Source organism: Spirillospora sp. NPDC049652, assembly GCF_040675125.1.
Lineage (GTDB): Bacteria > Actinomycetota > Actinomycetes > Streptosporangiales > Streptosporangiaceae > Spirillospora.
Window position 1 is genome coordinate 1 of the sequence record NZ_JBFAOF010000772.1, and the last position, 3,563, is coordinate 3,563.

Sequence of the window (3,563 nt, forward strand, 5' to 3'; positions counted from 1 at the left end):
CGACCGGCCCGGCGGACCGGCCCACCGGCCGTGGTCGCCCCCACGGCCGTCCCGCGGCGAAGGCCCCTCCGTCCTACACCCGGAGGGGCCTTCTGCCGTGTCCGGGGACGTGCGCCGGCGGGAGCGCGACGAAGCGGAGCCGCGGGGGGACGCACCGCGACGCGCGAGGGGGCGCGGCGGTTGTCACTCGGTGGGTGATTGGTCCAATAAAGGAACATCTATCGACTTTCGCCCCACCTCGGGGCATCGTGATCTTCACCCATCCCCCAGGGAGAGGATCACCCGATGGCCAGGCGCTCCCCCCGCCTCGTCCCGACCGTCCGGACTCCCGGCCGCCTGCTTCCGCTGGCGCTGGCCGCCGTCACCGCGGTGGCGTTCGCGCCCGCCGCCTCCGCCGCCTCCCACGTCCGGTTCACCCCCGGCGCGGAGGGCGTGGGCGACTCCTACTTTCCCCTGGAGGGGAACGGCGGCTACGACGCCCTGCACTACTCGCTCCGGCTCGCCTACGACACCGACTACGGGCAGCTCGACGGCACGGTCACGATGACCGCGCGGGCCACCCAGAACCTGTCGTCCTTCGATCTCGACCTGTCCGGAATGGACGTGGCGAAGGTCGTCGTGAACGGGCAGCGCGCGTCCTTCCACCGGCGCGGCCAGGAGCTCAAGATCAAGCCGAGGCACGGGCTGCGGAAGGGCTCGTCCTTCCGGGTGGCGGTCACCTACGGCGGCGTTCCGCAGACCATCGTGGGCTCGCCGATCGTGTTCGGCTCGCCCTATGGGTTCCTCAAGACCCCCGACGGCGCGTTCATCGGGGACGAGCCGAACGGCGCGTCCACCTGGTTCCCGGTCAACGACCACCCGAGCGACAAGGCCACCTACGACTACACGGTGACCGTGCCGAAGGGCCTGTCGGTGGTCGCCAACGGGCTGCCCGACGGCCGCCGCGAGGGCATGGCCTCCTTCAGCCGCCGCCGGGGCGCGACGCGGGCCAGCACGTTCCGGTGGCGCGAGAACAAGCCGATGGCCAGCTACCTGGCGACGATCGACATCGGCAAGTGGAACGTCAAGGAGTCCAGGACGCCCGGCGGGCTGAACAACTACGTCGCGGTCGACCCCGTCCTGGAGACGAACCAGCCGAACGCGGTGCAGTTCTTCACCGACACCACCGCCGAGGCGACCGACCTGTGGGCCAAGACGTGGGGCCCGTACCCGTTCGAGACGACCGGGGCGATCGCCGACAACGCCGTCTACGAGGGCAAGCCGCTCGGGTTCTCGCTGGAGACGCAGAGCAAGCCGGTCTACTCGGCCGTCCGGAGCACCTCGACCATCGCGCACGAGCTCGCCCACCAGTGGTTCGGCGACAGCGTCTCGGTCGCGCGCTGGAAGGACATCTGGCTGAACGAGAGCTTCGCGTCCTGGTCGGCGTACTACTGGACCGAGAAGCACGGCGGCGCGACCGTCCACGACCGGGTCCGGACGATCTACAACTCCTACCCGTTCCCCGACAGGCCGGACGACCCGTACTGGTCGGTCAAGATCGCCGACCCGCAGCGCGACACCATGTTCAACGACCGCGTCTACAGCGGCGGCGCGACCGTGCTCCAGCTGCTCCGCGAGAAGATCGGTGACGACAAGTTCTTCACGCTGCTGCGGACGTGGGCGGCGGCGCACCGCTACGGCAACGCCACCACCGAGCAGTTCGTGGCGCTCGCGAACAAGGTCTCCGGGCAGGACCTGAACCCGTTCTTCCAGACCTGGGTCTACTCGACCGGCAAGCCCCCGCTGCCGTAGACCGTTTTCCGCAGACCACTCCGCTGCGGAGTCACCAGGGCCCCGGGAAGTACCGCTTCCCGGGGCTCTGCCGTTCCCGGGGGACGGCACCGACCGGCCACGAAAACCACTGGATCGTTCACGGAGCGCGATTTAGGCTTCTGGCCAGTGGGCGTCATTCCGTGGGTCTCCTGGTACGCACTGCGACGATACTCCGCCTATCCCCTCGGCTCGATGGCCGAAGCCGTCACCAACTCCTTCTTCGGCGTCGTCCGCGCCGCGATCCTGCTCGCGCTCTGGCGCGCCCGGCCCGGGCTCGGCGGCTACGACACGAGCGACGCGGTGACCTTCTCCTTCCTCACCCAGGCCCTGATCGGACCGGTGCAGATCTTCGGCGGCATGGAGCTGGCCCAGCGCGTCCGGTCCGGGGACGTCGCCATCGACCTGCACCGGCCGGTGGACCTGCAGGCCTGGTGGCTGGCCGACGACATCGGGCGCGCCGCGTCCACGCTGGCCCTGCGCGGGCTGCCGCCGATGCTGGTCGGCGGCCTGCTGTTCACGATGCGGCTGCCCGGGCCGGGCGCGGCGGCCGCGTTCGCGGTCTCGCTCGGGCTGGCCGTCCTGCTGAGCTTCGCGCTGCGGTACCTGATCACGCTGTCGCAGTTCTGGCTGCACGACGAGCGCGGCGTCCAGGCGGTGACGCTGGTGCTGTCGCTGTTCTTCTCCGGGATGCTCGTGCCGCTCGTCGCGTTCCCGGAGACGCTCGGGGACGTGGCGCGGGCGCTGCCGTGGTCCGGGCTGATCCAGGTGCCCGCCGACGTGTTCCTCGGCCGCCGCACCGGCGGCGCGCTGCTGTCCGGGCTGGCGTTCCAGGCGGCCTGGACCGCCGGGCTGCTCGCCGCCGGGCGGCTGCTGACCCGCGCCGCCGAGCGCAGGCTGGAGGCGCAGGGTGGTTAGCGACGCGGTCTCGACCTACTGCCTGCTCGCCTGGACGTGGATCCGGGCCGCCGCGCAGTACCCGGTGTCGCTCGTGCTGCTCGCCCTCGGCACCATGGTGACGACCGGCCTGGACATCATGGGCATCCTGGTGCTGTTCAGCCGGACGCCGCGCATCGCCGGGTTCACCTCGGCGGAGGTGCTGTTCCTGTACGGCACGTCGGCGCTGTCCTTCGCGACGTCCGACATCGTGCTCGGCACGACCGAGCGGCTCGGCGAGCGGGTGCGGGACGGGACGCTGGACGCGCTGCTGGTCCGCCCGGTCAGCCCGCTGATCCAGATCGCGACCGAGGACTTCACGCCGCGCCGGTTCGCGCGGCTGGGCCCGCCGGCGCTGGTCCTGGCGTTCGCGCTGCCCCGGCTGGGGGTCGGCTGGACGGCTGGCCGGGTCGCGATGGTCCCGGTCATGGTGGTGTCCGGTCTGGTGATCTTCAGCGGGCTCTGGGTGCTGTGCGCGGCGCTGCAGTTCGTCCTGCTGAACAGCCACGGCGCGACCAAGGCGCTCACCTACGGCGGGGCGTTCCTGACGCAGTATCCGATGACGCTGTTCGCGCGCGACTTCGTCCGCGGCGTGACGTTCGTCGTCCCACTCGCGTTCGTGAACTGGGAGCCCGCCTTGTACGTGCTCGGCCGGTCCGATCCGCTGGGTCTGCCGGGCTGGACGCGGTTCGCCTCGCCCGCGGTCGGGGCGGCGCTGTGCGCGGTGGCGGCGCTGGCGTGGCGGTCGGGCCTGCGCCTCCCGGACCGGCCGTGGCTGCGCTGGTCCCAGAAGACCATGCGCAGCCGCTCCCCGTCCG

General features: G+C 71.5%; 3 protein-coding genes. All 3 read left to right on the top strand.

Annotation, left to right across the window (positions count from 1 at the left end; genetic code table 11):
• Positions 1 to 285: 285 nt before the first annotated feature.
• The gene (locus AB0J52_RS32290) at positions 286 to 1,791 is read left to right on the top strand and encodes a M1 family metallopeptidase (protein ID WP_500186607.1); all 1,506 of its coding nucleotides are present in this window, start codon (positions 286 to 288) and stop codon (positions 1,789 to 1,791) included.
• A gap of 147 nt (positions 1,792 to 1,938) precedes the next feature.
• Entirely contained in the window at positions 1,939 to 2,727 is a 789-nt protein-coding gene (locus tag AB0J52_RS32295; RefSeq protein ID WP_500186608.1) for an ABC transporter permease, read from the top strand.
• Positions 2,720 to 3,563: ABC transporter permease (locus AB0J52_RS32300; RefSeq protein WP_500186610.1), on the top strand; the 844-nt coding region annotated here is incomplete at its 3' end. The genes AB0J52_RS32295 and AB0J52_RS32300, both read left to right, overlap by 8 nt.